The sequence below is a fragment of the Citreicella sp. C3M06 genome (genome assembly GCF_018860705.1).
In the GTDB taxonomy this organism is placed as follows: Bacteria; Pseudomonadota; Alphaproteobacteria; order Rhodobacterales; family Rhodobacteraceae; genus Salipiger.
This window is the reverse complement of record NZ_JAHKQA010000041.1, coordinates 44,326-69,735: the sequence shown is the minus strand read 5'-3', so window position 1 is coordinate 69,735 and position 25,410 is coordinate 44,326. Positions and strand designations below refer to the sequence as shown.

Sequence of the window (25,410 nt, the reverse complement as noted above, 5' to 3'; positions counted from 1 at the left end):
ACCGTCAGCTGCCGTAGCGATAGCCAAAGATCAGATAGGCGGTCAGCGCCGCGCTAAGCGCCATGCCCATGGGAAAGCGCTTGCCGCTGGTCCAGCTCTTCCAGTCTGGCGCAAGGCGGCGCAGGGGTGAGAATTTGATCAGCCTGTGGGTGACGAAGGCGCCGATCAGGCTTGCCGCCAGCAGCGCCATCAGGAACCGCAGGTCCGCGAGGTGCACGAACGGCGCGGCCGCAGCGATGAACTTGGCATCGCCCGCGCCCATCACGCCGCCAGCGTTCAATGCCATGCCGACCACCAGCGCCACCGCAAGATGGGTGTAGCGCCACAGGTAGGCATCAAGCGGCAGCACCATCAACCCGACCACGACAAAGACCATCAGCAGGGCAATGTTCGCCGCGTTGGTGATGCGCAGCTCGCGCATGTCGGTGTAGCAGACATACAGGCAGATCGGCAGCACGAGGGGCAGGAACCAGCTTGCGGCCATGGCGGATATCGACAGCATCGGATCAGCTTGCACTGCCATTCTCGAGAGCAGCCAGCGCGGTGGATGCTGCCTCGAAATGCTGCGGATGGGTCTCGATGGCGTCTTCCAGCAGGCCCTTACCGATCTTCACATCGCCGCGCTTGATCGCCGAAAGCGCCAGCGTGTAAGTCAGATCGGCGCGCTCGGTCTGGGTCATGTCCAGCACCGGCAGGCTGTAATTGCCCTGCGCACCGCGCGCCAGCACAAGGTTGTTCTTGGCGGTGAACAGGGTGCTATCGTGGCGCAGGGTTTCGTAGAACAGCTTTTCCGCCCCGGCCGCATCGCCGCGCGAGAGCTTGGAATAGCCCCAGTTGTTCAGCACCGATGCTGGCTGGGTGGTCAGCCCGGCGGCGATCTCGTAAAAGCTGTCGGCTTTGTCCCATTGCTTGTTGCTGTCGGCCACCATCGCTTCGAGCCGGTAGCGCATGTAGGATTCATGGGTCGGCGGGATCGCACTCAGCACCTGTTCCGCCTTGTCCCACTGGTTGTCGCGGATCAGCGCGTCGGCCAGTTGCACCTTGTCTTCGTCGCTGGACTCCGCATGCGCCACCACCTCGGCCCAGGCGATCGCCGCCTCGCGGGAGCGTTTTGCGCGCACCAGCGATGTGGCAAGGCCGCGCATCAGATCGATGCGTCCCGGCTCGAGCTCTCCGGCGCGGGCGAAATAGGTCACTGCCGCCGTGGGATCGGAAGCCCTGAGCATCACATCGTTCAGCCCGGTGCCGTCGATGACATTGACGTCGGTGAACTCGCGGTTCACCGCGTCGGCGTCGATTTTCCTGTCACAGGCCGAAAGACCGAAGGCCCCCGCAATGCAGAGGGCCACGAGAATGGAATGGCGCATTCGGTGCGTCCTTTACTGCTCTTGCCTCGTCACGCGGCCGATCATTGCCGGCCATCTTATTGTCGGTTCAGTCGTGCCGCTGGATGAGGTAGGTGCTCGTTCCCTCGCGGATCAGCTGAAAATCCTCTTGCTCGGCAGCAGAATAGCCCGGATTTTCCAGTTTTGCGAGCGCCAAGCGCAGATTGTCGCGGATTGCGTCGCTTTGGCCATTGTCCAGCGCATAGGCGCGACGGAACACTTCGGACGCTTCGGACACCTTGCCCGCTTCCATCAGCACCACGCCGAGGTTGTTCCATGCCTCGGGCCAGTCCGGTGCGAGTTTGATCGCTTGGCGCAGCAAATGTTCCGCCTGACCAAGCCGCCCGAGCGCGAGGTTCGCCGAGCCGAGCGAGGTCAGCACCTCGCCGTCAAGCCCGTCTTGTCCGGCGGCGCGCAGATAGGCCTCGAGCGCCAGTTCGTGTTCGCCCGCGGCCATCAGGCGGTGGCCGACCAGCAGCCCGTCGACCGACTGGCCCTTGGGGTCAAGCGATGGGGCATAGACCTGCCCGTCCTCGATGGCATGGCCGCCGGTGTCTCCACAGGCGGCCAGAAAGAGCGTGGTCAGGCAGGCGGCAAGGCCGATGCGCATGATGGTCCTGTGTTCGGGGCCCGGTTACGGGGAGATGGCGCCAAGTTGCGTGATGCCGACGATGGACGGACCAACAAGGATGATCAGCAACGGCGGCACCGTGAACATCATAGTGGTGAGGGTCATCTTTGTCGGCAGTTTGTTGGCCTTTTCTTCGGCGCGCATGACCCTTTTGTCACGCATTTCCGAGGCGTAGACCCGCAGCGCATCGGCAATCGAGGTGCCAAAGCTCGCCGCCTGATTGAGAACGGTGACAAAAGAGGCAACGTCCTGCACGCCGCAGCGCTCGCCCATGTCGTTAAGCACTGCCGCCTTGTCCTTGCCCGCCTTCATTTCGTGGCTGATGATCTCGAATTCATCGGCAAGCGCGGGGTAGGAGGCGTGCAATTCGGCCGCCACCCGTACGATGGCCTGATCCAGTGCCTGACCGGCTTCGACGCAGACCAGCATCATGTCCAGCGCGTCGGGGAAGCCTTCCTCGATCTGCTTGCGGCGCTCTTCGATGCGCTTTTGCACCCAGTATTTCGGCGCCAAGTAGCCAGCGGCGCCGGGCAACAGGATGTACATCAGCTTTTGCTGCATCGTTGCCGTCGGTCCGTCGATGACCATGAAGTAATACACCGTGCCTGCCGCCAGCAGGCCAATGCCCAGCACCATCTGCGCAAGGTAGAACAGGCGCACCGCGTCACGGGTGCGATAGCCCGCCTGAAGCAGCTTGAGCCGGGCCTGCCCCAACTCTTCGGCGCTTTTGGGTTCCAGATACTGGGCGTATTTGTTCAGCTTGGCGTTGCGGCGGGTGTCGCGCAGGATCGCCTTGGTCTCGGCGTCGATGCGGGCGCGGCCGGATTTGGCCAGCTTGTCCATCGGGTCTGGCTTGCTGCCCAGCATCAGCGGGATCGCGGCAAGGATCAGCAGCAGGGCCAGCCCCGCCACCGCCATCAGCGGCCCGGCCGGGCCAAGCATGTCGGTCAGCATGGCGTTGAGATTGTCAAGCATCGGGATGGACCTCTCAGACCTTGATGTTCACGAGGAAGCGCATGACCATCAGGTTCAGAGCCAGAAACACCGCAACGATGAAGCAGGCCGGGATGAACCATTCGTGGTCGAGCACTTCGTCGTAGTAATGCGGGTCGGTGACCTGAATCACCAGCAGCACGGCGACCGGAAAGCCCGACAGGAACTTGCCGGACCATTGCGCCTCGGCGGTGATCGCCTTGACGCGGCGGAACAGGCGAAAGCGGGCGCGGATCACCTTGGCAAGCCCGTCGAGGATTTCCGCAAGGTTGCCGCCCGATTGCTGCTGGATCGACACCGCAACGGCCAGAAAGCGCAGATCCTGCATATCAAGCCGTTCGGCCATGTGCTTGAGGCTTTCGCCAATGTCGCGCCCATAGGTCGATTCATCCGAGATCACGCCGAATTCGGTCGCCAGCGGGTCCTTGATTTCGCGCGACACCACCGAAATGGCCGAGCTGAACGGATGGCCGACGCGCAGGCTGCGCACCATCAGCTCCACCGCGTCGGGCAGCTGTTCCTCGATCAGGGCGAGGCGCTTCTTGGCCTTGCTGCTGACCCACATGAACACGCCGCCGATGCCCATGGCGAGCCCGAGCACGATGCGCACCGGAAGGCTGGCCTCGGTGCCGACGGTCAGCCCGAAAAAGGCAAAGACGCTGACCCCGGCCATCATCGCGATCAGCTGGTTGGGGGTAAAGGCGATGGCCGCCTTCTGCGCCCGGTCGGCCAGCAGCGAATACAGCGGAATGCCGCGGCTTTTCAGGTGCTGGTCCATCTCCTTGCGCAGCTTGGCAAGCACCTCTTCGCGGTTCGATGTCTTCTCGATCATTTCGAGACGGCGGTTCACCCGGCTGTTGAGCCGGATCGACTTGCCGAAAGCGACAAGATAGACGCCCTCGACCAAGACGAACACGCCAAGGAAGATCAGGCCGTAGATGATCAGTTCTGCGGAAAACATGGGGCGTTACTCCGGGCGGAAGGGTTCGTAGATCGACGGAGGGATATCGAAGCCCCACATCTTGAAACGTTCAGAATAGTGGCTGCGCACGCCGGTGGCGGTGTAATGCCCGATGATCTTGTTGTCGGGGGTCAGGCCGACGCGCTGAAAGCGGAACAGCTCCTGCATCGAGATCACGTCGCCTTCCATGCCGGTGATCTCGGTGATCGAGGTCATCCGGCGCGAGCCGTCCTGCAAACGGCTGGCCTGCACGATCAGGTTTACAGCCGAGGAAATCTGGCTGCGCATCGCCTTGAGCGGCATTTCGATGCCGGCCATGGCAATCATGTTTTCAAGGCGTGAAATACCGTCGCGGGCGTTGTTGGCGTGGATCGTGGTCATCGACCCGTCATGGCCGGTGTTCATCGCCTGCAACATGTCGATGACTTCCTCGCCGCGCGTCTCGCCGACGATGATACGGTCAGGGCGCATCCGCAGCGCATTCTTGAGACAGTCGCGCGGGGTGACGGCGCCCTTGCCCTCGACATTGGGGGGGCGGCTTTCCATGCGTCCCACATGGGACTGTTGCAGCTGAAGTTCCGCCGTATCCTCGATGGTCAGGATGCGTTCGGCATCGTCGATGAACGAGGACAGCGCGTTGAGCGTGGTGGTCTTGCCTGACCCGGTCCCGCCCGAGACGATGACGTTCAGGCGGGTCGACACGGCGGCCTGAAGATAGACCGCCATTTCCTCGGTAAAGGCGCCAAAGCTGATCAGATCGTCGATCGACAGCTTGTCTTTCTTGAATTTCCGGATGGATACAAGGCTGCCATCGACGGCGATGGGCGGCACCATGGCGTTGAAGCGCGAGCCGTCCGCAAGGCGGGCGTCGACATAGGGGTTGGATTCATCGACCCGGCGGCCCACGGCGGACACGATCTTGTCGATGATACGCATCAGGTGGCGTTCATCCTTGAACACCACGTCGGACATCTGCAGTTTGCCGCCGCGTTCCACAAAGATCTGGTGCGGGCCGTTGACCAGAATATCCGACACCGTGTCGTCTTTGAGCAGGGTTTCGAGAGGGCCAAGACCCTTGACCTCGTCATACAGCTCCTGATTGACGGTCTGCCGGTCCTCGCGGTTCAGGACGATGCCCTTTTCCGACAGGTTTTCCGACACGATGGCGCTGATCTCTTCGCGCAGATCCTTTTCGGAGGCGGCGTCGATCGCCGCAAGGTTCAGGTTGTCGAGCAGCGCCCGGTGCAGTTCCAGCTTGATGTCGCCCAGCCGCTCCTTGCGTTTCTTCTCGCGATCCTGCGGGGCGGCGTCGGCGATTGCGGCGATCTGAGGTTTTCGCATCGACGGCTTGCTGGGCGCGGCGCTGGCGGCCGAAGACGGCGCCGCCGCGGCGGGAGCTTCCTTGCCGGTCGGCTTCTTGTAGCGGGAGAACATGGCGCGGGCTCCTGATCAGGCGGCTTGTGCGGCGGACAGGCCGATGGCGTAAAGTTCCGCCGCAAGCTTGGCGATGTCTTTACGCAACGGGTTCTTGGGGGCATGGGTCGCAAGCGGCTCGCCATGATCGCAAGAGGTGGCAACCTGACGACCCCCGTCCGACAGCTGAAGCCGCAGGTCGATGCCAAGGCTTTCGGACATGCGCTTGATACGGCTCTTGCCTTGCAGATCGGTAAACTTGGGGGCGCGATTGACGGCAAAGCGGATCTTGTCAAACGGCAGATCCTCGGCCTGAAGCGCCCGCTTGAGCCGCAGCGTGTTCTGGGCCGAGCGCATGTCCAGCTCGATCAGCGCGAAATAGATCTGCGATTGCGTCAGCACGGTGTCGGTCCAGCCGGTCAGGGCCGAGGGCATGTCGACGATGACGAAATCGAAATGTTCGCGGGCCACGCCAAGGATCTTGGTCACATCTTCGGGGCCGATCAGGTCGAGGGGTATGACATCCGACGGCGAGGTCAGCACCTGCAGCTTTTCGCCATGGGTCACCAGCGCCTGACCAAAACTGTCCCCGTCCATCGATTCGATGTCGGACAGCAGTTCCATCACCGCCTCGCGGCGGGGCAGGTCAAGGTAGGTGGCGATCGATCCGAACTGCAGGCCGAAATCCAGCAGGCAGACCCGTGGTGGCTTGTCCTTGGTCACATTCGCCAATTCCCACGCGAGGTTGACCGCAAAGGTGGTGGCGCCGCAGCCGCCGCACATGCCCTGAGTGGCAATCAGAACGCCATCGCCGCCGCCCTTGAGCTTGACCTTGTCACCGGCGCGCTGCCCCGGTTGTGGCGCTTCGGGGGCGCGCACCCGCTCGAGCCGCTCGACGGCGGCGCGCAGCTCGCCTTCGGGCAGCGGATAGGGGACAAATTCGTCGGCACCCCCGCGCAGCAGTTGGTGCAGCGCGGCGGGGGTGACGTCTTCGGCGATCAGGATCACCTTGACGCCGCGCGCCTTGGCGGCGCCGATCAGCTCGGACAGCAGGCCAAGCTGATCCTCGTCTTCCTCGTCAATGGCCATGGCAACGAATTCAAGCGCTTCGGCATCGGGCTGGTTCAGAAAAGCAAGCGCCTCGCCAAAGCCCAGATCGCCCCAGCCTTCGCCAAGCAGCATCTCCATGTCTTCGATCAGCAGGTCAAAATTCTGCACGTTCCGGCTGATGGTGCAGGCTATGATCGGTGCTGGATCGTTATGCGCTGCGGACTTGCTCATGGCCTTCTATCCTATCGCTGCTTGGGAAGGGTTCCCGAAACGCGCGGACAGGAAAGAGGGCGCGACACGCCCGGATCTGCCCGTGGTCTGGTTCCCCCATGCCAAGGTGGTGCGGCATGGATCTCCGTTCAGGGGCAGAGTCGCCTACAATGTGGGCAACATTTTGGCCGAAAAGCCGAAATTGTGCGGTATCGCCGGACGATACCCGACCCGAAGGCGGGTATCAGGTCTTATTCGCTGTCGCCGGACAGGCCGCCAAGCGCGGTCGTGGGCTCTGCGCTGCGGATGTATTCGCGGTACACCACTTCGGCGTAGCGCCCATCTAGAACCATCGGATTGTCTTGAACAAATCCCGACACCTCGGTCACGGTCCGCCGGTTGCGGCGTTCCTGCCCGGGTGTGGCGATCAGCGGCTGGGTCTCGCCAAAGGACACCACCGCCTCTAGCCGCGCGGTCGAGATGCCCTGGCTGGCGAGGTAGGCAACCACGGCGCGGGCGCGGGCCATGCCAAGCCTCTTGTTATAGGCATTCGAGCCGACAAGGTCGGTGTGCCCGTAGACGCGGAAGCGCACTTCGGGGAACTGGCGAATCCACCGCGCCTGTTCGCGCAGGGTGTTCATCGCCCCGGCATCCAGAACCGCGCTGTTGAAGGCAAAGTTCACCGTGCTCGGGACATCCTGTGCAAAGCGGCGGCCCAGATCGAGCGCATAGGATTGCGGGTTCCGCATCGCCATGGTGTTGTTCATGGTGGCGTTGCCAAAATCGCCGGAATCGGCGATGGCGCCGGCCTCGGACCAGAACTGGCTGTAGAGGGCGCCATCCTGCGGCGCGCCGCAAGCTGCGGCGAGCCCGAGGGCGGCAATGGCCACGCTGTTCCTGATCATTGTCCCAAGCCCTCGCATCGTCTGTGTGCTGCGTGTCACGTCAGTCCATCACATAGCCATAAGAGCCCGTGAAATCCTGCTTTGCAACCTCGGCTGCCCCGCCGCTGGTCGGCCGTTTGCTGCTGCCCGAGGTCTTGCCGAACAGGAACAGTTCGGATTCGGTGGGCGGGCGCACGCGATCGGTCGGCAAGGCCAGAACCTCGCCCCGTGTTGGGCTGACAAGATGCGGGGTCACGATGATCACAAGCTCGGATTGCTGGCGCTGGTATTCGGCGCTGCGGAACAGCGCGCCCAGCACCGGGATATCGCCCAGCCATGGTACCTGACCGCTCAGATCGGTGAAATCATCCTGAAGCAGACCGGCGATGGCAAAGCTCTCTCCGTCGCGCATTTCCACCGTGGTCGAGATTTCGCGGCGCTGGAACGCATCGACGGTGATCGAGTCGGCGGTAACACCGTTGGCGCTGTCGATCGAGGACACCGCGCCGGTCATCTCGAGGTTGATCAGGTCGCCGTCGACGACCCGCGGGATGAAGTTGAGCTCGACGCCGAAAGGTTTGTATTCGATCGACACCGCGCCATCGCCCTGCGACACCGGGACCGGGTATTCGCCGCCCGCGAGGAACCGTGCTTCCTGCCCGGACAGGGCGGTGAGGTTCGGTTCGGCCAAGGTGCGCGAGACGCCCTTGTTTTCCAGCGCCTCCAGCAGGATGCCCACGGCAACGCTGCCTGCGTCAAAGCCCAGCAGGGTGGCGCCCTGCGCGCCCGAGGTGATCTCGACCGGAGAGCCAAGCGCGTTGGACCCGTTCAACCATGTTCCGGTCTCGGTCGACAGGTCGGCATCGCCAAAGATCGTGCCCGACAGCGCCAGCGACGAGCCGAGGCTCTTGGCGACAGAGCGTTGCATTTCCGCGAAACGGACCTTGAGCATCACCTGCTGCACGCCGCCCACGCTCATCAGGTTCGACACCCGCTCGGGGGCGTAACGGTCGGCAAGGTCAAGTGCGCGCTGAAGCTTTTGCGCGCTGGACACGGTGCCCGACAGCACGATGCCGTCATTGGCGGTGCGCACTTCGATCTTTTCGTTGGGAAGGATCTGGCGCAGGCGTTCCTTGAATTCGGAAACGTCGGCGGCGACCCGCACATCGACGTTGGTGATCAGCTGGCCGTTCTGGTCAAGGATGGTCAGCGTCGTCGTGCCCGGCGTCTTGCCCAGCACATAGATGGTGCGTTCGGACAGCGACGAGATATCCGCAATGGCCGGGTTGGCGATCGACAATTCCGCGAACGGGGTGTCGCTTTCCACCACCACGGCACGGTTCATCGGCACGTTGAGCGTGCGCTCTGTTCCGCTTTGCACAACGCGAAGGTTGTCGGCCTTGGCACTCAGCGCAATGGGACTCACGCTCAGGGTCAGCCCGATCAGGGCCGCCTTCAGGGTCTTCTCGATTGTCATGTGACCTGCCTCTCGATCACGCCTCTGGTACAGGTCTGTGAGCGCCTGCTGTCACAGGACTGTGCGTCAGTTCGGTTTTTTATGCAATAAACAATGGGTTTGGCGGTTTCCCTTATGTGGGTATCCCGCAACAGCAACCGGGGCGCAGGGCAGCGTCCCGGTGTTCAAGGCCCTGATTCCATTCAGTTCGTGCAGGGGATCGCGATCTGTACAACCTCGGCCCCGCGGCGCACCCGCGTGCTACAGACCTGTTCTGCGGCCTTTTCGATGACCTGAGTCTGCTCGCTGATGCCGAGCAACTGGCGCTGGTCCATCTCGATGGCGCCCGCGACGGTTTCGTCATTCACCCCCATCAGCGACAGCGACAGCTTGCCGGTGGTCTGGGCCTGCGCAAGCCCCGCAACCTGGGTCGGGCTGATCGCCACGGTGACGGTGCGGGCGATGCTGGGATCAGAGGCGGAGGAGTCAGAGGTTTGGTCAATGGCGATCAGCCGGATGCCGGTTTCGATCAGCTTGGTGACATCGCCGCGCGGCAGGTTCGGATCGCCGCCGGGCAGGCGGCCCGTCCAGTAGACATCAACCCGATCGCCCGGGCGTAAAAATCCCGAAACGCCCGATGCAACGTCAACGCGAATCGCAAAGGCCCGCTCGCCGGGGCGCAACCGCGAGGTCAGGCCAGCATCGCCGCCCGGTTCGCTGACTCGCTGGGCGGTGATCGCATCGAATTTCTCCATCGCATTGACCACGACACGGGGGGCTTCCCCCTCTTTGAACAGCGGCGAGGCCGCATCGAAGATGCCTTCGGGAAGAATTTCGACCGGCCAGGGCGCGACGCGCACATCCTCGGGTTTGATCACCTCGCCCCGTGCGAGCGCGCGGCTCGCAACGTAGATTTCATGCACGGGAACCGCAACGACGGCCTTTTTTCGTTCCTGCTGAAGCGCGTTCTGATACGCGCCGAATTGCTGCTGCGCCAAGTGCACTGCGAAACCGGCCAGCGCCAGTCCTGCAAGCAGCACGAGTCCGAATACCAGTCGCATGTCGTGTTTCCTCTTGGGTCTGCATGGCGCCGGGCAGGGGCCCGGCGGGCTTGGGGGGCAGGTCTAGGCCGCGATTGTGGTGGTTTGTGGCCGATTACGGACCGGTTTCAGGGCTTTGTTTCCGCAGCAGGCAAAAGGGCAGAACGCAAAAAGCCGCTTCGTTTCAGAAGCGGCTTTTTGCAGATTATCGAGATGCCGATCAGTCTTCGGGATAAAGGACGGTAATCTCTTGGCCCAACCGGTTCCCGGCTGCTTGCTCCATATTCGTGGCGTTGTCGCGGATTTCAAAGAACGAGATCGCGGCCATGGCAACGACAGATGCGGTCAGAACAACCCAATCGACCGTAATCGCGCCAGCTTCGCCTCGAAGAAAACTCCCAAGCTTTCGAAACATCACTTCACCCGTGGCCTTGCTGCGATCAACTTGCAGGTACCCACCAGACCGGCGTGCCGGTCCGGTGGCAACCGTCAGAAGATCTTAGTCGAACAGGGCGGACTGCTCGTTCGCAACGGCGAGGCCAGCTGCGTTGATCATGTTGTCCGAGTTGTCGCGGATGGTGGTGTAGGCGCCGATCGCCATGGCGACCACGGCTGCGGTCAGCACGACCCAGTCAACGGTCACGGCGCCGTCTTCGTCGGCGCGGAAGGTCTTGATGAAGTTCAGCATGTCTCTCTCCAGAGGTTGGTTGCTCACGGTCACCGCTCCGATCCGTTCCGGGCCTCTCTCTTTGCCCCGTCTCGCTGCGGTATGAGACTATATAGCCGTTGGAATCGGGCAGCATTCGGGCGCAATTGGTTTGATTTTGGCGAACAGCCGGATTCTTGCGAATAAATGATCATGGCATTGATAAGATTTGGTAAAAATTTCAAAAACGCGTGAAATAATGGATTTTCCAAAAGGAAGTCGGGCGAAAATGGCACGGCCATCCGAAGATTGACGCAATGGTATTGGCCGGTGGTGTGCCTCATGCGAAACTCGCCGCAAGGCAAGACTACCAGAGGCAGTATCAGCCATGTATCGAGCAACGGCTCTGGCGATGACATTCGCTTTGTGCGCGGCGCTCGCCTGTCCGGGCGGTGCGAGGGCAGAGCAGCCGTCTCCCTTTCCGGAGTTTTCCGCCAAACGCGTCAAGGTGCCCAGGCCGGGCACCAAGAAGCGCATCACCGTGCAGATCGAGCCACAGGCCGTGGTTCCGGTGGTTGCGGCGCCGCCCAAAGTTGGCGAGCCTTCGGGGCGTGCGGCGGGGCCGGGCAATTACGACTGGTTCTGGAACGTGGTGTCGCCCGCGCTGGCAGACAGCGGGCCCGGGCGGCTCGAACCGGCGCTGCTGGGGTTGTCAAAGCCACCGGTTGGCAAGGGGGTTGCCGCGCCGCGTCTTCAACTGTTGCAGCAGATGGCGGCGCAGCACGGGATCGAGTTGCTCAGGGCCACAGTTGGCACGCGGGTCTCGCCGGCGCTTGCGCTGGCGGTGATGGCGGTGGAATCCGGTGGGCGCGCCGATGCCAAAAGCGGGGCCGGGGCGCAGGGGCTGATGCAGTTGATGCCGGCCACCGCAGAGCGCTTTGGCGTCAAGGACGCCTTTGATCCGGCGGACAACATCGGCGGCGGGGTGCGGTTTCTCGACTTCCTGATGGAAACCTTCGACGGTGATCCGATCCTTGTGCTCGCCGGCTACAACGCTGGCGAAAATTCGATCCCGAAATTCGAGGGCGTGCCGCCTTATGCCGAAACCCGTGACTACGTGCCCAAGGTGCTGGCCGCCTTCAGCGTGGCACGGGCGCTGTGCCTGACACCGCCGATGCTGGTGTCCGACGGCTGCGTCTTCCAGATGGCCGCGCTCAACTAGCGGCGCAGCACCGCGCCGGGGTTCATGATGCCGCTGGGATCAAGCGCCGCCTTGATCGCGCGCATCGCCGCCAGCTTGGCCGGATCGCCATAGCGTTCCAGATCGCCGGTCTTGAGCCGCCCGATGCCGTGCTCGGCGCTGACCGAGCCACCCATTTCATGCACAAGGTCATGCACGGCGCGCTTAATGTCGTCGCGCTGGTGGGCATGGTCATGCTTGCTGCGACCCCGAAGTGGGAAGACGTTGTAATGCAGGTTGCCGTCACCCAGATGGCCAAAGCAATTGATGCGAAAGTCGCCGATTGTCGCAATCATCGGCCCGCCGCGGTCGATGAATTCGGGCACAAGGCTTAGCGGCACCGAAATATCATGCGACGAGATCGCCCCGACAAGGCGGTTCGCCTCGGGCATGCGCTCACGGATTGCCCAGAAATCCTGCCGCTGCTGCTCGGATTGCGCCACGATGCCGTCGCTGACCAGCCCGGCCTCAAGCCCAGCCTCGAACAAGGTCTCCAGTGCCCCGGCCGGGTCCAGCCCGCGGGCGAGGCCAAGCTCGATCAGCACGCACCACTCGGGCGGGCTCTCCCACGGATGACGCAGATCGGGCAGCGTCTCGCGCTGAAACGCCAGCCCCTGCCGCGAGATCAGCTCAAAGGCCGAAATGCCCTCGCCCAGTTGCCCCCGCGCCAACGCCAGCAACGCCAGCGCCGCCTTCGGTTCCGCAACGGTGAAAAGGGCGGTGCCGCTCGCCGCGGGGATCGGCGACAGCTTCAGCGTAGCGGCGGTGATCAGCCCCAACGTGCCTTCGGCGCCGATCAGCAGGTGGCGCAAATCATAGCCGGTGTTGTCCTTGCGCAGACGCTTGAGCCCGTTCCAGACGCTGCCATCGGGCAACACCGCCTCCAGTCCCAGCACCTGATCGCGGGCGTTGCCATAGCGCAGCACGTTGACCCCGCCCGCGTTGGTCGCCAGCAGCCCGCCGATGCGCGCGGTGCCTTCGGATGCCAGCGACAACGCAAACAGCCGCCCGGCGTCCAAAGCTGCCTGCTGCACATCCGCCAGCACCGCACCGGCCTCGGCCACAAGCACGTTCTCATCGGGCAAGACGGCACGAATGGCCGCCATCCGCTCCATAGACACGATCAGCGGAGCAGGGGTGTCGGGCGAGACCTGCCCCCCGACAAGGCCGGTCCCGCCGCCGAACGGCAGCACGCCAACCCGCGCGGCATTGCATGCGCGTATGATGATCGCCGCCTCTTCGACACTGCGCGGCAGGGCGACCCACTGCGACGTGCCTTTCCAGCGCCCGCGCGGCTCATCAAGATAGCGCGGCTCGGCGCGGCGCAGCGCCCCGTCCGGCAACTGTCCGGCAAGGATCTGGGCAAAGCGGTCATCGGCGGGATGCAGGCTCATTCTGGCGCTCCTAGTTCGAACCGCGACACTGCGTCCGTTTGCGCAGAAAGTGAAGGGGGGCACGTCCGTCAGGCCGTCGCCGATCAAGGGCCCGGTGCCCGGTCTTCTTCTGGCCGCAAATATCCCGGGGGGAGGCTCCGCAAGGAGACGGGGGGCAGCGCCCCCCTTCCGCCGCCGATCAAGCCTTGCTGCGCCGGGTCAGCCGACCTGCGTCTTGCCGCGCCGGTCATGGCGTAGCGCAGCATACAGAACATGCGTGCGCCAGCGCCCGTTGATCTGCAGATAGCTCTGCGCCACGCCTTCGAACTTGAACCCCGACTGTTCCAGCAACCCGCGCGAGGCGACGTTCTCGGGCAGGCAGGCGGCCTCGATCCGGCTGAGGTCAAGCCTGTCGAACGCATGGTGCACCAGCGCTGCGATGGTCTCGCGCATATAGCCTTGCCGCGCATAGGGCAGGCCGGTCCAATATCCCAGAACCGCCTGCTGCGCCGGGCCGCGGCGGATGTTGTCCAGCGTGATCGCGCCCAGCAGTTGCTCATCTTCGCGGCGGAAAATGAACAGCGGCACCGCCGAGCCGCTGGCGATCGAGCGGTTCGCCCAATAGACGCGGTTGGTAAACGCCCGGCGGCTAAGGTGATCCGGTGCCCAGCTGGGTTCCCACGGCGTCAGGTAGCTGCGGCTTTCGAGGCGCAGCGACACCCATGGCGCGAAATCGCCGTGGTACGGCGGTCGCAGCACCAGCCGCTCGGTGTCGAGCCGGAACTTGCGTTTCCGGCCCAGCATCACGCCACCCGGCGCGCCTGAAGATCGGCAAGTGTCGGTGCCTTAGACACCGGCCCGTACAGCGCCAGACCGGCGGGCGCCTGCGTTGCCATCGCTTCGGCGAAATCGCGCACGTCGCCGGTGGTGACGTTGTCGATCTTTGCCACCGTATCTTCGATGGGCGGCACCTCACCCCAGATCTGCACCATGCGCGCCATGCGCTCGGCGCGGCTGGACGAGCCTTCAAGCCCCATCAGCAGCCCGGCTTTCATCTGGGCACGGGCGCGCGCCACTTCTTCGAGCGACATATCTTCGGCGGCGCGTTTCATCTCGTCGATGGTGATGCCGGCCAGCTCGGCCAGATCGTCGCCGCTGGTGCCGGCATAGATCGTCGTCGTGCCGGTATCCTCATAGGCGCCGGACTGGGCAAAGATCGTGTAGCACAGCCCGCGCTTTTCGCGGATCTCCTGGAAAAGCCGCGAAGACATGCCGCCCCCCAGCGCGATCGAATAGATCTGCGCGGTGAAGAAATCCGCATCGCGGTAGCCCGGCCCCTCGAAGGCCAGCGCGAAATGCGCCTGTTCCAGCTTCTTTTCGCGGCGCGTCTCGCCGCTGGTGAAGCGGGCGGCCTCAAAGGCGGTTGCCCCGCGCCGGGGCATGTCGCCGAACAGCGCCTGCGCCTGTTCGACCAGCGCGCCGTGATCCACCGCGCCCGCCGCCGACAGGATGAATTGCTCGGGGCCGTAATGCTCGCCGACGAAACCGCGCAGATCTTCTTCGTTGAAGCGGCGCACATTGGCGGCCTCGCCAAGGATGGTGCGCCCCAGCGGCTGGTCCTGATAGCAGCGGTCCTGCAACCAGTCGAAGATCACGTCATCGGGGGTATCGAGCGCCTGACCGATTTCCGACAGGATCACCCCGCGCTCGACCTCGATCTCACGCGCGTCATAGATCGGGTTGCGCAGGATGTCGGCGGTCACGTCCAGCGCCAGCCGCGTGTCGTTTTCCAGCACGCGGCAGTAATAAGCGGTCACCTCGCGCGAGGTATAGGCGTTGATATAGCCGCCCACGTCCTCGATGGCTTCGGCGATCTGCAACGAGCTGCGGGTCTTGGTGCCCTTGAACGCCATGTGTTCAAGGAAATGCGCGATGCCGTTCTGTTCGAGCCGCTCGTTGCGCCCCCCGGCAGACACCCAGACGCCGATCGAGGCCGATTGCAGCCCCTCCATACGTTCCGATACGATACGAAGCCCGTTGCCGAGCGTTGTCATTTCCACGGTCACTTGGCAGTGCGCTCCCGGATCAGTGTTTCTAGCGCGCCAAGGTCGTTGGCAACGCGGGTGAGGCGCTCGGGGCGCTCGAAAAGATCGGCCATGCGCGCGGGCAGGGGCGGGCGGATGCCGCTGGCCTGTTCCACCGCATCGGGGAATTTCGCCGGGTGGGCGGTGGCAAGGGTGATCATCGGGACATCTGGCCTGCGGTGCTCGTCCGCGACCTTGACGCCAACGGCCGAATGCGGGCAGAGCAGCTCTCCCATCGTGGCCCGGGCCGCCTTGATCGTCGCCAGCGTGTCGTCTTCGGAGGAGCGCCCCGAATCGAAGCTTTCGCGCAGGGCCTGAAGCGCGCCTTGGCTGACCTTGAACGCGCCGCCCTTGAGCTCGTCCATCAGCTGCGCCACGGCCTTGCCGTCGCGCCCGTAGGCATCGAACAGCACCCGTTCGAAATTAGAGCTGACCTGAATGTCCATCGACGGCGAGATCGACGGGTGCACCTGCGATGTCGCGTAATCGCCGGTGCTCAGGCAGCGGTGCAGGATGTCGTTCTGGTTGGTGGCGACCACCAGCCGGTCGATGGGCAGCCCCATCTTCTTGGCGATGTACCCGGCGAAGATATCGCCGAAATTGCCGGTGGGCACGGTGAAGCTGACGGTGCGGTCCGGCGCGCCCAAGCTGACGGCGGCGCTGAAGTAATAGACCACCTGTGCCAGCACCCGCGCCCAGTTGATCGAATTGACCCCGGCAAGGCGGATTTCATCGCGGAAGGTGAAATCGTTGAACATGTCCTTGAGCCGCGCCTGACAGTCATCGAAATGCCCGTCCATCGCCAGCGCGTGCACGTTGCTTTCGCTCGGCGTGGTCATCTGGCGGCGCTGCACTTCGGAGACGCGGCCATGCGGATAGAGGATGAACACATCGACGGCATCAAGGCCGCGGAACGCCTCGATCGCCGCCGAGCCGGTATCGCCCGAGGTCGCCCCCACGATGCACACCCGCTCGCCGCGCCGGGTCAGCGCCTCTTCGAACAGCTGGCCGATCAGCTGCATGGCGAAATCCTTGAACGCCAGCGTCGGGCCGTGGAACAACTCCAAAAGGAAGTGGTTCGGGGCCAGCTGCACCAGCGGCGCGCGGGCGGTATGGCCGAACCCGGCATAGGCCTTGGCAATGAGATCGCCGAAGGTTTCATCGCTGAAGGTGCCTTCGACGAAGGGGCGCATCACGCGGAACGCGGTTTCCTCGTAGCTGAGGCCGTTGAGGGCGCGGATGTCATCGGCGCTGAGGGTTGGAATGGTCTCGGGCACGTAAAGCCCGCCGTCACGGGCAAGGCCCGACAGCATGGCATCCTCGAAGCTGAGCGCGGGCGATTGGCCGCGGGTGGAGATATAGCGCATTCAGGTCTCTCCGGTCTTGCGTTGCCGCACGATGTAATAGGCGGTCATGATCAGCCACACCACGGCAAGCGAGAACCATGTGATGGCATATTGCAGGTGATCGTTGGGAATGCCGGCGCTGTCCACCGGCATCGGCTCGATGGCCGGGTCTTGCGGGGTGATCTGGCGCGCCACGACCAGCAGCGGCTCGGTGCCGAGCGCCTCGGCCATGGCGCCGATGTCGCGGGCGAACCAGATGTTGGCGGCGGCGTCGTTGTCGGGCGTCGAGGAGGTGCGATCGTCGGGCCAGTGCAGGTTGCCAAGCACATGCACCGGGCCGGTGCTGCGGGTGGCATCCTTGTTCTCGTCGGCGGTAAAGCCGCGATCGAGCAGGATCAGGCGATCGCCGGTGCGCAGTGGCGAGACGATCCGGTAGCCCGCGCCGATCTGCTTGCGGCTGACGAGGATGCGGATCTCGCCGGGCAGGATGTCGCCGTCGAGTTCAACCGGCTGATATTTCTGTTCGGTGGGGGACAGCATCACCGGCAGCGGTTCCGGCGGGGCGGAAATGCGGGCGTCGATCTCGGCCAGCACGCCGAGCTTCCAGTCGAGCCGCTGCATCTGCCACAGGCCGAGCGCGACAAGAATGCCAGCGCCGATCAGGCCGAACAGCAGGGGGGCAATGAAACGGGACACGCGGACTCCGCAAGGGTGGCTGGTCGCGCCTGCTTTATCGCGTGGGGGTGGGGGGTATCAAGGCGGGATTGCTTGAGCCGGTGCCTTGTTCGCGGGGCGTTACCCGGCCGCAATGGCCGGGCTGCCTCCGGCGGGGATATTTAAGGCCAGAAGAAGCCGGGGCGCTGTGCCCTGCTTCTTCTGGTTGGGTCTTGTGACCGCAGGGACGCGGTGTCAGTTCGCGGCCTCGATGCGCGCGTCGAGCTTTTCGGCGAATTCATCATAGGACATGTTGGAGTTCAGCTCGCCGTCGATCATGAAGGACGGGGTCGAGTTGAAGCCGTCGCGGGTCATGTTTTCCTGATACCAGCCGACGAGGGCCTGAAGCTGATCGCCATCGGACATGCAGGCGTCGAGCTGATCCTTGTCGATGCCGGCTTGCAGGCCCATCTTGCGGATCGCATCGGCGACGCCCTGTTCGCTGCTCTGGCGGGCCCATTCGTCCTGTGTGCTGTAGATCATGTCGACGATGCCGTAATATTTCATCTCGCCGCCGCAGCGGGCCATCATCGACGCCCACATGTCGTATTTGTTGAAATAGGCCTCGCGGAAGATGAATTTCACCTTGCCGGTGTCGATGTAATCTTCCTTGATCTGCGGGAAGACGTTTTCATCGAAGGCGGCGCAATGGGGGCAGGTGAACGAGCCGTATTCGATGACCGTCACCGGCGCGTCGGCCTCGCCCAGCACCATGTCGGTCACCGTTGCGGGGGTTGCGTCCTGGGCCGAGGCCGCGCCCATCGGGGGCTGTGCATTCGGGTTCAGGAACCAGCTGCCGCCAGCGGCAAGGGCGGCCGCAAGGGCGGTGGTGGTCAGGATGCGCTTCATGGATCTTCCTTGTGGTCTGTTCTGGTCTGGTCTGCGGGCGCTAGCGCCCGGGGCGTTGCGTTCTGGATATGACGTTGGCGCCAAGCCGTTCAAGCGCCTCGCGCAGGCCGCTGTCGCCGACGCCTTCGGTGGCGCGGTGCGCCTCGGCCTGCTGGGCGGGCGAGGGGGCTTTTTCCTGCGCTTTACGCGGCGCATGATCGAAGCTGACGCGGCCTTCGGCAAAGCCGGAGGCCGCGGTCTGGGTGATGCGCAGCTCGCCGATGGCCTGATAGCCGTAAACGGCATTGATGCGCTCGACGATTTCGCGGCTGCGCATCTGCAGAATCTGGGCGTTGGCGCCATTGGTCAGCAGCACGAGGGTGGCGCCCTTTTTCTGGCGGCCAAGGTCGTAGCGGGCGCGGGGGTTGTATTTGATCTCGACCGGGCGCGAAATCGCGGCAATGTCGGCGCCGGCGATTTCTTCCCAATGGGTCAGCACGCGCGACTGGGCGAAGCCGCGGCTTTCGCTGGCGCGCCGGATGTCGCCCTTGAGCAAACCGCCCGTCTGGGCGAAGCCATATGTGGTGGTTGTGCGCCGCGCCATCTTGAATCCCTCTGCCAGACACTATTCTAGTGAGCGCGCCCCCGGGCGCCAGCCCGTAAATGCGCCATCAAGGGAATGTCACCGTTGCGTGAGCAAGCAAAGCCTCAGGATCTGCTCGACTGGTACGACCGTCACGCCCGCGCCCTGCCGTGGCGGGTGCCGCCTCATTCCAATGTGCGGCCCGACCCCTATCGGATCTGGCTGTCCGAGATCATGTTGCAGCAGACCACCGTTCCGGCGGTGAAGCCATATTTCGAGGCGTTCACGGCGCGCTGGCCGACCGTCACCGCGCTGGCCGAGGCGCGCGACGAGGATGTCATGGCGGCCTGGGCCGGGCTTGGCTATTACGCCCGGGCGCGCAACCTGCTGAAATGCGCGCGGGCGGTGACGGTCGATCATGGCGGTGTGTTTCCCGATACGCTCGAGGGGCTGCTGTCGCTGCCGGGTGTCGGGCCGTATACGGCGGGGGCGGTCGCGGCGATTGCCTTTGATCAGCCAGCGACGGTGGTTGATGGCAATGTCGAACGGGTGATGGCCCGGTTGCACGACGAGCATACGCCCTTGCCCGCCGCCAAGCCGATCCTGACGCAGATGGCGGCCGCGCTGACGCCCGCAACGCGCCCCGGCGATTACGCGCAGGCGGTGATGGATCTTGGCGCGACCCTTTGCACGCCGCGCAACCCGGCTTGCGGGCTGTGCCCGTGGCGGCGCGCCTGTGCGGCATGGGAGGCGGGCACCGCCGCCGAATTGCCGAAGAAAGCCCCCAAGGCGCGCAAGCCCACGCGGCTGGGCATCGCCTATCTGGCGCGCCGGGTCGACGGGGCATGGCTGCTGGAGCGCCGCCCGGACAAGGGCTTGCTGGGCGGGATGCTGGGCTGGCCCGGCAGCGACTGGGGCGAGGCCCCGCAAGAGGCTCCGCCGATCCGCGCCGAATGGAAAACCCTGCCCGGCGAGGCACGCCATACCTTCACCCATTTCCACCTGCGATTGACAGTCAAGACCGCGCTGGTGCCGATGGACCGTCCACCCGAGCGAGGAGATTTCATCGAATTGCCCGAATTCAGCCCGTCTGATCTGCCAACGGTGATGCGCAAGGCCTTCGACCTTGCCCGCAGCGCCTGAGCCTGGGCGTGACGCTTGCAACGAAGGCGGATAGGATTGGCGCAGACGCAAGGGGAGCGGGCCATGATCTCATCGCAGCAGGTGGCGCGGCTAAGCGCAGCGATGCCGTTCTGGCTGACCTACATCCTGCCGCCGCTGGTCTGGCTCGGGGCTGTGAAGGGCGGGGCGTGGATCCTGCTACCTCCGCTCGCGACGTGGTACCTGTTCTCGGCGCTGGACGCGGCGCTGGGGTTGAACGAGGAAAACGCCGATCCGCTCACCCCCGATCGCCAGCTCATCTGGCATCGCCTTGGGGTGATGCTTTGGGCGCCGGTGCAATTTGCAACTCTGGTGTCGCTGATCTGGTACGTCGGGCACAGTGGCCACCTGTCGGCGCTGGAGAAATTCGGCGTGATGTTCGGCGCTGGCGTGATGAGCGGCTCTGTCGGGATCGTCTACAGCCACGAGTTGATGCACCAGAAGAACCGGCTTGAACGACGGCTGGGCGACTGGCTGCTGGCGATGGTGCTGTATTCGCATTTTCGCTCTGAGCATCTGCTGGTGCATCACGTCTGGGTCGGCACGCCGCGCGACGCGGTGACGGCGCGGTATAACGAGGGATTTCACCGCTACTATCCGCGCGTTCTGCACGAGTGCCCGCGCTCGGCCTTTCGCGCCGAAGCCGCGCTTCTGGCGCGCAGGGGGCTGCCGTGGTGGCATCGGCGCAATCCGTTCTGGCTCTATGCCGGGCTGCAACTGGCGATGCTGGTGCTTGCGCTGCTTGCGGCAGGCTGGTCCGGGCTGGTCTTTTTCCTCGTGCAGGCCGGGGTGGCGATCTGGCAGCTCGAGCTGACCAATTACGTCGAACACTACGCGCTGACCCGGCGCTCTCTGGGCGGGGGGCGCTATGAACATGTCAAGCCGCACCACTCTTGGAATTCGTCACACACCGCGACCAACTGGCTGCTGATCAACCTTCAGCGCCACTCGGATCACCACTACAAGCCAGACCGCCGCTTTCCGCTGCTTCAGACCTACGCCGAAACCGACGCCCCCCAGCTGCCTTACGGTTATCCAATCATGACCATGGTCGCGATGATACCGCCTCTCTGGCGACGTATCATGAATCCCAAGGTCAAAGCTTGGCGGTGCCACTGGTACCCGGACATCGAGGATTGGACGCGTTACAACCGTGGGCAGACGCCAATGCCGCGCGCTGGCGGGTAGGGCAGAGGGGGCGCTGCCCCCGCTCCTTCGGAGCTCCCCGGGATATTTGGAGCCAGAAGAAACATGAGGCGCTGCGCCCTGTCTTCTTCTGGCCTGAAATATCCCCGCCGGAGGCAGGCCGGCCGGTGCAACCAGCGCGGGGCTTGCATTCCGCTCGAGCGGCTTTCAAACATGGTTTTCCGAGTAGGCAGCAGGAGAGTGTCATGGATCTCGAGAACGCCGCGCGCGCGGTGCGCGAAAACGCCTATGTTCCCTATTCGCGCTTCAAGGTGGGGGCGGCACTGCGGAGTGCGTCCGGGGCGGTTCACGCCGGATGCAATGTCGAGAATGCCGCCTACCCCGAAGGCACCTGCGCCGAGGCCGGGGCCATCGCCGCCATGGTCGCATCCGGCGAGACCGAGATTCTCGAAGCGTTTGTCGTGGCCGACAGCCCGCGCCCTGTCCCGCCTTGCGGTGGGTGCCGGCAGAAGCTGGCAGAATTCGCCCAGCCCGATGTCAGGGTCACGCTGGCGACGGTTTCGGGCGAGGTACTGGTGACGACAGTGGGAGATCTTCTTCCCGGCGCATTCCGCAACGACGACATGGGCAAGGCCTGATGGGTGCACGAGACCTGATCGCGGCGTTGCGGCGTGGTGAAGAGCCAACGGCACAAGCTCTGCGTGAGTTTGCCAAGGGGCTTGCCGACGGGCGGGTCAGTGATGCGCAGGCAGGGGCCTTTGCCATGGGGGTCTGTCTGCGCGGGCTGAGCACGGACAACGTGGTCACGTTGACGCTGGCGATGCGCGATTCGGGGCAGGTGATGCGCTGGGATCTCGGGGCGCCGGTGGTCGACAAGCATTCCACCGGCGGTGTGGGGGATTGCGTTTCGCTGGTGCTGGCGCCGGCGCTGGCGGCGTGCGGGGTCTTTGTTCCGATGATCTCGGGGCGGGGACTGGGCCACACCGGCGGTACGCTCGACAAGCTGGACGCGATTCCCGGCTATGCCGTTGCCCCTGACGAGGCGCGGTTCCGCCGGGTGGTGCGCGAAGCAGGGTGCGCCATCGTCTCTGCCAGCGCCGACATCGCCCCGGCAGACCGGCGGCTTTATGCGGTGCGCGATGTGACCTCGACGGTGGAGAGTCTGGCGCTCATCACCTCTTCGATCCTGTCCAAGAAGCTGGCGGCGGGGCTCGAGGGGCTGGTGCTTGATGTCAAGGTCGGCTCTGGCGCCTTCATGAAAACCGATGCGGATGCGCGCGCCGTTGCGCGGGCGCTGGTGGAGACCGCCAACGCTGCGGGCTGCCCGACCACGGCGTTGGTCACCGACATGGACCAGCCCATCGCGCCGGCCCTTGGCAATGCGCTTGAAGTCGACGCGGCGATGCGGGTGCTCACTGGCGCGACCGGTGCGCTTTATGATCTGACGCTGGCGCTGGGCGCGCCTTTGCTGGCCGGGGCCGGCATCGCCGATGGCGAGGCCAAGCTGCGCGCGGCATTGGCCAGTGGCGCGGCGGCCGAGCGCATGGGCCGGATGATCTCTGGCCTTGGCGGGCCGCATGAATTTGTCGACCACTGGCAGCGCTTCCTGCCCGAGGCGACGGTGATCCGCGAGGTGCCAAGCGCCCGTTCCGGCATTGTCACCGCCATCGACGGCGAGGCGCTGGGCCTTGCGGTTGTGCGCATGGGCGGCGGGCGCAGGGTGGAAACCGACATGATCGACCCGTCGGTCGGGTTGTCCGACGTTGTGCGGCTTGGCCAGCGGGTCGAGATTGGTGAGCCGCTGGCCCGTGTTCATGCCGCCCGCGAGGCGGAGGCCGACGCCGCGCTTTGCGCGGTGCAGGGGGCGATCACCTTGGGCGACACCGCCCCCAAGGTCGGCCCGCTGGTGCGGGAGCACATCACATGAGGGCCTTTCTGGTCGTGATGGATTCCGTGGGCATCGGCGGTGCCCCGGACGCGGCGCAATTCTTCAACGACGGCTTGCCCGACACCGGAGCCAACACGCTGCTGCACATAGCGCAGGCCTGCGCAGAGGGGCGCGCCGAGGACGGGCGCAGCGGCCCGTTGCGGATGCCGGTGCTGGATGCGCTGGGCCTCGGGCAGTCGGCGGCGCTGGCGTCCGGAGAGCTGCCCATGGGGCTTGGCGCATCGCCGCAGGGGCTTTGGGGCGCGGCCACCGAAGCCTCGAACGGCAAGGACACCCCGTCGGGGCATTGGGAGCTGGCCGGGCTGCCGGTGCCTTTCGATTGGGGCTATTTCCCGCAAACCGATCCGGTGTTCCCGCCCGAACTGCTGGCCTTGGTGCAACAGATCGCTGGTACCGAGGGCACGCTTGGCAATTGCCACGGCTCCGGCACGGTGATGCTCGATCGTTTCGGGGGCGACCACCTGCGGACCGGCTGGCCGATCTGCTACACTTCGATCGACAGCGTGTTCCAGATCGCCGCGCATGAAGAGCGCTTCGGCCTCGAGCGGCTGCTGGATCTGTGCGAACGGCTGGCCCCGACGCTGCACAAGATGAAGGTCGGGCGGGTGATCGCGCGGCCTTTCGTCGGGCAGGACGGCGCGTTCCGGCGCACCACGAACCGGCATGATTATGCGCTGCGCCCGCCGGCGCCCTTGCTCGCCAACTGGGTGCAGGATGCGGGCCGGACGGTGCATGCGGTGGGGAAAATCGGCGATATCTTCTCGATGGAAGGCATCGACCATTTGCACAAAGGTGATGACGCCACGCTGATGAATCACCTCGGGCGGCTGGTCGACACTGCCGAAGACGGCGCGCTGGTCTTTGCCAATTTTGTCGAGTTCGACAGCCTTTATGGCCATAGACGGGATGTGTCGGGCTATGCCCGCGCGCTGGAATGGTTCGACCGGGCGCTTGGATCGCTGATTTCGCGCCTGCGCAAAGACGATCTTTTGCTGCTCACCGCCGATCATGGCAACGATCCTAGCTGGCACGGCACCGATCACACCCGCGAGCGGGTGCCGGTGCTGGCCCATGGCGTTGGGGCGCGGGCCATCGGGCAGGTTGCCTTTGCCGATGTCGCCGCGAGCATTGCCGCCCACTTGGGCGTTCCCTCATCTGGCCCCGGAAGGAGCTTTCTGTGACCCGCGATCCGAACGAGCCGATCAGCCGCGACGAATATGAATACGAGATCGAGCTGATCCGCGCCCTGCCGAAGGTTGAGCTGCACCTGCATCTGGAAGGCGCGGCGCCGCCCGGTTTCATTCGTAGTATGGGCAAGCAAAAGAGCATCCGCCTTGATGGCGTGTTCAACCCCGATGGCAGCTACGCCTTCCGCGATTTCCCGCATTTCCTTCGGACCTACGAGGCCGCGACCTCGGTGCTGAAAACCCCCGAGGATTATCGCCGCCTGACCCTTGCGGTGCTTGAGGAAAGCGCCGCCAATGGCGTGGTTTACAGCGAGTGTTTCATCAGCCCGGATTTTTGCGGCGGCGGCGAGCTGAACGCGTGGCGCGAGTATCTGGACGCCATGCGAGAGGCCTCGGATGAGGCTGGGAAAAGCCTGGGGATAACTCTGAGGGGCGTTGTGACATGCGTTCGTCATTTTGGCCCCGATCAGGCGAAGCGTACGGCGCTTTGCGCGGCCGAAACCGCCGGTGACTGGATCGTCGGCTTCGGCATGGGCGGCGATGAAAACCGGGGCAGCCAGAAGGATTTCGCGTATTCCTTTGATATGGCGCGCGAGGCGGGGCTGGCGCTGACCACCCATGCCGGCGAATGGCGCGGTCCGCGCGAAGTCGAAGATGCGGTGCGCGATCTGCGCGTGCAGCGCATCGGCCACGGGGTGCGGGCCATCGAGGATTTTCGCCTTGTGGATAACTTGGTGGAGAAAGGGTTTGTTCTTGAAGTCTGCCCCGGTTCCAACGTGACGCTGGGAGTTTACCCGAACCTTGCGGCGCACCCGATTGAAAAGCTGCGCGAACGCGGCGTCAAGGTCACCGTTTCGACCGACGATCCGCCGTTCTTTCACACCGCCATGGCGGATGAATACGAAAATCTCGCCCGGACCTTCCGCTGGGATGCCGCGCGCTTTGCCGAGATCGCCCGGACCTCGGCCGAGGCCGCCTTTTGCGATGAGACCACCCGGGCGGCGGTGCTCAAGCGGCTGGGCGCCTGAACGTGGGGCAATTCGCCTTGCGCGGCGCGCGTGGGGCGGGATCGGCGTTGCGACAGGCGGGACGCCCGTCTAGAGAGGGAGGCGGATAAACGGAGGCCCGGCC

The 25,410-nt window shown here is 64.4% G+C and carries 26 protein-coding genes; 7 read left to right on the top strand and 19 right to left on the bottom strand.

Annotated features, from left to right (window positions below; genetic code table 11):
- Positions 1-4: 4 nt before the first annotated feature.
- The 12 genes from KO516_RS08620 to KO516_RS08565 form a co-directional block, all read right to left on the bottom strand.
- A complete protein-coding gene (locus tag KO516_RS08620; RefSeq protein ID WP_216003382.1) occupies positions 5-502 on the bottom strand; it encodes a prepilin peptidase in 498 nt (165 codons plus the stop codon).
- Between the two features lie 4 nt (positions 503-506).
- Positions 507-1,367: a lipopolysaccharide assembly protein LapB gene (locus tag KO516_RS08615; RefSeq protein ID WP_216003381.1), complete on the bottom strand. Its 861-nt coding sequence runs from the start codon at positions 1,365-1,367 to the stop codon at positions 507-509.
- Positions 1,368-1,434: 67 nt separating this feature from the next.
- On the bottom strand, positions 1,435-1,995 hold the full coding sequence (locus KO516_RS08610; protein ID WP_216003380.1) for a tetratricopeptide repeat protein: 561 nt from the start codon (positions 1,993-1,995) through the stop codon (positions 1,435-1,437).
- Positions 1,996-2,019: 24 nt separating this feature from the next.
- Complete coding sequence (locus KO516_RS08605; protein WP_216003379.1) at positions 2,020-2,991, bottom strand: type II secretion system F family protein; 972 nt, start codon at positions 2,989-2,991, stop codon at positions 2,020-2,022.
- A gap of 13 nt (positions 2,992-3,004) precedes the next feature.
- Positions 3,005-3,970 carry a type II secretion system F family protein gene (locus KO516_RS08600; RefSeq protein WP_216003378.1) on the bottom strand — a complete coding sequence of 322 codons (966 nt, stop codon included), beginning with the start codon at positions 3,968-3,970 and terminating at the stop codon, positions 3,005-3,007.
- Positions 3,971-3,976: 6 nt separating this feature from the next.
- Positions 3,977-5,404 (bottom strand): CpaF family protein, encoded by a 1,428-nt coding sequence (locus KO516_RS08595; RefSeq protein ID WP_216003377.1) that lies wholly within the window; start codon positions 5,402-5,404, stop codon positions 3,977-3,979.
- A gap of 15 nt (positions 5,405-5,419) precedes the next feature.
- A complete protein-coding gene (locus tag KO516_RS08590; protein ID WP_216003376.1) occupies positions 5,420-6,664 on the bottom strand; it encodes an AAA family ATPase in 1,245 nt (414 codons plus the stop codon).
- Positions 6,665-6,894: 230 nt separating this feature from the next.
- Positions 6,895-7,548: an OmpA family protein gene (locus tag KO516_RS08585; protein WP_252737489.1), complete on the bottom strand. Its 654-nt coding sequence runs from the start codon at positions 7,546-7,548 to the stop codon at positions 6,895-6,897.
- Positions 7,549-7,588: 40 nt separating this feature from the next.
- Positions 7,589-9,004 carry a type II and III secretion system protein family protein gene (locus KO516_RS08580; protein WP_216003375.1) on the bottom strand — a complete coding sequence of 472 codons (1,416 nt, stop codon included), beginning with the start codon at positions 9,002-9,004 and terminating at the stop codon, positions 7,589-7,591.
- A gap of 182 nt (positions 9,005-9,186) precedes the next feature.
- Positions 9,187-10,044 carry a Flp pilus assembly protein CpaB gene (gene cpaB, locus KO516_RS08575; RefSeq protein WP_216003374.1) on the bottom strand — a complete coding sequence of 286 codons (858 nt, stop codon included), beginning with the start codon at positions 10,042-10,044 and terminating at the stop codon, positions 9,187-9,189.
- Positions 10,045-10,243: 199 nt separating this feature from the next.
- On the bottom strand, positions 10,244-10,438 hold the full coding sequence (locus KO516_RS08570; RefSeq protein ID WP_216003373.1) for a hypothetical protein: 195 nt from the start codon (positions 10,436-10,438) through the stop codon (positions 10,244-10,246).
- Between the two features lie 84 nt (positions 10,439-10,522).
- A complete protein-coding gene (locus KO516_RS08565) occupies positions 10,523-10,711 on the bottom strand; it encodes a Flp family type IVb pilin (protein WP_216003372.1) in 189 nt (62 codons plus the stop codon).
- 370 nt (positions 10,712-11,081) lie between these two features.
- Here KO516_RS08565 and KO516_RS08560 point away from each other — a divergent pair, with 370 nt between their 5' ends.
- Positions 11,082-11,891 (top strand): lytic transglycosylase domain-containing protein, encoded by an 810-nt coding sequence (locus tag KO516_RS08560; protein ID WP_252737488.1) that lies wholly within the window; start codon positions 11,082-11,084, stop codon positions 11,889-11,891.
- Here KO516_RS08560 and KO516_RS08555 read toward each other — a convergent pair.
- The 7 genes from KO516_RS08555 to KO516_RS08525 form a co-directional block, all read right to left on the bottom strand.
- Positions 11,888-13,303 carry an FAD-binding oxidoreductase gene (locus KO516_RS08555; protein ID WP_216003370.1) on the bottom strand — a complete coding sequence of 472 codons (1,416 nt, stop codon included), beginning with the start codon at positions 13,301-13,303 and terminating at the stop codon, positions 11,888-11,890. The genes KO516_RS08560 and KO516_RS08555 overlap by 4 nt on opposite strands.
- Positions 13,304-13,501: 198 nt before the next feature.
- The gene (locus tag KO516_RS08550; protein ID WP_216003369.1) at positions 13,502-14,086 is read right to left on the bottom strand and encodes a GNAT family N-acetyltransferase; all 585 of its coding nucleotides are present in this window, start codon (positions 14,084-14,086) and stop codon (positions 13,502-13,504) included.
- A complete protein-coding gene (locus KO516_RS08545; protein WP_216003368.1) occupies positions 14,086-15,348 on the bottom strand; it encodes a pitrilysin family protein in 1,263 nt (420 codons plus the stop codon). Before KO516_RS08545 ends, KO516_RS08550 begins: the two co-directional genes overlap by 1 nt.
- The gene (gene thrC / locus KO516_RS08540) at positions 15,345-16,733 is read right to left on the bottom strand and encodes a threonine synthase (RefSeq protein ID WP_216003367.1); all 1,389 of its coding nucleotides are present in this window, start codon (positions 16,731-16,733) and stop codon (positions 15,345-15,347) included. The genes KO516_RS08545 and thrC overlap by 4 nt, the downstream gene beginning before the upstream one ends.
- Positions 16,734-17,408 (bottom strand): SURF1 family protein, encoded by a 675-nt coding sequence (locus tag KO516_RS08535; protein WP_216003366.1) that lies wholly within the window; start codon positions 17,406-17,408, stop codon positions 16,734-16,736.
- A 213-nt stretch (positions 17,409-17,621) separates the two neighbouring features.
- A complete protein-coding gene (locus KO516_RS08530) occupies positions 17,622-18,275 on the bottom strand; it encodes a DsbA family protein (protein ID WP_216003365.1) in 654 nt (217 codons plus the stop codon).
- Positions 18,276-18,315: 40 nt separating this feature from the next.
- Positions 18,316-18,858, bottom strand: a complete 543-nt coding sequence (locus KO516_RS08525; protein WP_216003364.1) for a DUF721 domain-containing protein — start codon at positions 18,856-18,858, stop codon at positions 18,316-18,318.
- Positions 18,859-18,942: 84 nt separating this feature from the next.
- Between KO516_RS08525 and mutY the strand changes: the two genes are divergently transcribed.
- From mutY to KO516_RS08495, 6 genes are all read left to right on the top strand, one after another.
- Positions 18,943-19,980, top strand: coding sequence for an A/G-specific adenine glycosylase (mutY, locus tag KO516_RS08520; protein ID WP_216003363.1), 1,038 nt, complete (start codon positions 18,943-18,945; stop codon positions 19,978-19,980).
- A gap of 63 nt (positions 19,981-20,043) precedes the next feature.
- The gene (locus tag KO516_RS08515; protein WP_216003362.1) at positions 20,044-21,186 is read left to right on the top strand and encodes an alkane 1-monooxygenase; all 1,143 of its coding nucleotides are present in this window, start codon (positions 20,044-20,046) and stop codon (positions 21,184-21,186) included.
- A 203-nt stretch (positions 21,187-21,389) separates the two neighbouring features.
- Positions 21,390-21,782 carry a cytidine deaminase gene (locus KO516_RS08510; RefSeq protein WP_216003361.1) on the top strand — a complete coding sequence of 131 codons (393 nt, stop codon included), beginning with the start codon at positions 21,390-21,392 and terminating at the stop codon, positions 21,780-21,782.
- The gene (locus KO516_RS08505; protein ID WP_216003360.1) at positions 21,782-23,071 is read left to right on the top strand and encodes a thymidine phosphorylase; all 1,290 of its coding nucleotides are present in this window, start codon (positions 21,782-21,784) and stop codon (positions 23,069-23,071) included. Before KO516_RS08510 ends, KO516_RS08505 begins: the two co-directional genes overlap by 1 nt.
- Complete coding sequence (locus KO516_RS08500) at positions 23,068-24,273, top strand: phosphopentomutase (protein ID WP_216003359.1); 1,206 nt, start codon at positions 23,068-23,070, stop codon at positions 24,271-24,273. The genes KO516_RS08505 and KO516_RS08500 overlap by 4 nt, the downstream gene beginning before the upstream one ends.
- Entirely contained in the window at positions 24,270-25,307 is a 1,038-nt protein-coding gene (locus tag KO516_RS08495) for an adenosine deaminase (protein WP_371742050.1), read from the top strand. Before KO516_RS08500 ends, KO516_RS08495 begins: the two co-directional genes overlap by 4 nt.
- Positions 25,308-25,410: the final 103 nt, after the last annotated feature.

Excerpts from the sequence above, each read along its gene's own strand:
- KO516_RS08580 (WP_216003375.1), bottom strand. The coding sequence starts at position 9,004 with ATGACAATCGAGAAGACCCTGAAGGCGGCCCTGATCGGGCTGACCCTG.
- KO516_RS08560 (WP_252737488.1), top strand. The coding sequence starts at position 11,082 with ATGACATTCGCTTTGTGCGCGGCGCTCGCCTGTCCGGGCGGTGCGAGG.
- KO516_RS08550 (WP_216003369.1), bottom strand. The coding sequence starts at position 14,086 with ATGCTGGGCCGGAAACGCAAGTTCCGGCTCGACACCGAGCGGCTGGTG.
- KO516_RS08585 (WP_252737489.1), bottom strand. The coding sequence starts at position 7,548 with ATGATCAGGAACAGCGTGGCCATTGCCGCCCTCGGGCTCGCCGCAGCT.
- KO516_RS08500 (WP_216003359.1), top strand. The coding sequence starts at position 23,068 with ATGAGGGCCTTTCTGGTCGTGATGGATTCCGTGGGCATCGGCGGTGCC.
- KO516_RS08525 (WP_216003364.1), bottom strand. The coding sequence starts at position 18,858 with ATGGCGCGGCGCACAACCACCACATATGGCTTCGCCCAGACGGGCGGT.
- KO516_RS08570 (WP_216003373.1), bottom strand. The coding sequence starts at position 10,438 with ATGTTTCGAAAGCTTGGGAGTTTTCTTCGAGGCGAAGCTGGCGCGATT.
- KO516_RS08565 (WP_216003372.1), bottom strand. The coding sequence starts at position 10,711 with ATGCTGAACTTCATCAAGACCTTCCGCGCCGACGAAGACGGCGCCGTG.
- cpaB (WP_216003374.1), bottom strand. The coding sequence starts at position 10,044 with ATGCGACTGGTATTCGGACTCGTGCTGCTTGCAGGACTGGCGCTGGCC.
- KO516_RS08595 (WP_216003377.1), bottom strand. The coding sequence starts at position 5,404 with ATGTTCTCCCGCTACAAGAAGCCGACCGGCAAGGAAGCTCCCGCCGCG.
- KO516_RS08510 (WP_216003361.1), top strand. The coding sequence starts at position 21,390 with ATGGATCTCGAGAACGCCGCGCGCGCGGTGCGCGAAAACGCCTATGTT.
- KO516_RS08600 (WP_216003378.1), bottom strand. The coding sequence starts at position 3,970 with ATGTTTTCCGCAGAACTGATCATCTACGGCCTGATCTTCCTTGGCGTG.
- KO516_RS08605 (WP_216003379.1), bottom strand. The coding sequence starts at position 2,991 with ATGCTTGACAATCTCAACGCCATGCTGACCGACATGCTTGGCCCGGCC.
- KO516_RS08620 (WP_216003382.1), bottom strand. The coding sequence starts at position 502 with ATGCTGTCGATATCCGCCATGGCCGCAAGCTGGTTCCTGCCCCTCGTG.
- KO516_RS08515 (WP_216003362.1), top strand. The coding sequence starts at position 20,044 with ATGATCTCATCGCAGCAGGTGGCGCGGCTAAGCGCAGCGATGCCGTTC.
- thrC (WP_216003367.1), bottom strand. The coding sequence starts at position 16,733 with ATGCGCTATATCTCCACCCGCGGCCAATCGCCCGCGCTCAGCTTCGAG.
- KO516_RS08505 (WP_216003360.1), top strand. The coding sequence starts at position 21,782 with ATGGGTGCACGAGACCTGATCGCGGCGTTGCGGCGTGGTGAAGAGCCA.
- KO516_RS08610 (WP_216003380.1), bottom strand. The coding sequence starts at position 1,995 with ATGCGCATCGGCCTTGCCGCCTGCCTGACCACGCTCTTTCTGGCCGCC.
- KO516_RS08530 (WP_216003365.1), bottom strand. The coding sequence starts at position 18,275 with ATGAAGCGCATCCTGACCACCACCGCCCTTGCGGCCGCCCTTGCCGCT.
- KO516_RS08590 (WP_216003376.1), bottom strand. The coding sequence starts at position 6,664 with ATGAGCAAGTCCGCAGCGCATAACGATCCAGCACCGATCATAGCCTGC.
- KO516_RS08555 (WP_216003370.1), bottom strand. The coding sequence starts at position 13,303 with ATGAGCCTGCATCCCGCCGATGACCGCTTTGCCCAGATCCTTGCCGGA.
- KO516_RS08615 (WP_216003381.1), bottom strand. The coding sequence starts at position 1,367 with ATGCGCCATTCCATTCTCGTGGCCCTCTGCATTGCGGGGGCCTTCGGT.